We start from the raw sequence: 856 nt of genomic DNA, 5'->3' as shown, positions 1-856 counted from the left end.
TTCTGTTGCGCCTCTTCCTTGGTCCTGAACTTTGGCCTGCTGTAGATGAATTCGCGTTTTAAGATGCTGTGAAACGCCTCGATGCAGGCATTGTCATAGCAGTTACCTTTACGACTCATGCTTGGCTGTATGCCTAAACGTGCCAGTTGTTCACGGTACTCCTTGGAGGCATACTGGGAGCCGCGATCGGAATGGTGAATTACACCCCTTGGCTTCTTAGCCTCGTACGCTTGATTTAGTGCTTCAAGGACGAGGTCCGTCGTCATTTTATCGCTGAGCCTCCATCCAACGATCTGTTTTGTATATAGATCCAAAATGCTGGCAAGGTACAGCTTTCCCTGGTAGCAAGGGATGTAGGTAATGTCAGCTACCCATTTTTCATTAGGCCTGGTGGCAGAGAAATCCTGATCCAGTACATTCGGTGCGATGGGCATATCGTGATTGGAGTCTGTGGTGGTGACTCTGAATTTTCGAGCCATGCACGAGCGCCACCCATTTTCGCGCATGATGAGGCCGACGGTTCGTTCCGATACCGTCCATCCTTCTTTTACTAATTCATTGTGTATCCTTGGGCTGCCGTAGATTTCATCGGAATCGTAAAAATGCCATTTAATACGTGCTACGAGTTTCTCACGACGCTTCTCTGTTTCGGAGGCTTCGGATGCCTGCCACTTGTAGTATCCACTCCGGGAAACTTGCAGCACTTTGCACATCTTCTCCAATCGAAACTCGGAGCGATGATCTTCGATGAACTGGAACCTTAGTTCTTTTCTTTCCCGAAGATGTGCACGGCCTTTTTTAAAATTTCGATCTCTTCTTTCAGGTCCGCGATCTCACGTTTTTGGTCTTCAATGAG

Annotated in this window: 1 protein-coding gene; it reads right to left on the bottom strand. The window is 48.0% G+C overall.

What is annotated here, in order from left to right:
• A partial coding sequence (locus KB559_RS25020) for an IS3 family transposase (protein WP_348772952.1) occupies window positions 1-749 on the bottom strand: 749 nt, incomplete at its 3' end.
• Window positions 750-856: the final 107 nt, after the last annotated feature.

It is taken from the genome of Paenibacillus sp. Marseille-P2973 (assembly GCF_018101095.1).
GTDB lineage: Bacteria > Bacillota > Bacilli > Paenibacillales > Paenibacillaceae > Fontibacillus > Fontibacillus vini.
This window is presented reverse-complemented; position numbering and strand designations above follow the sequence as displayed.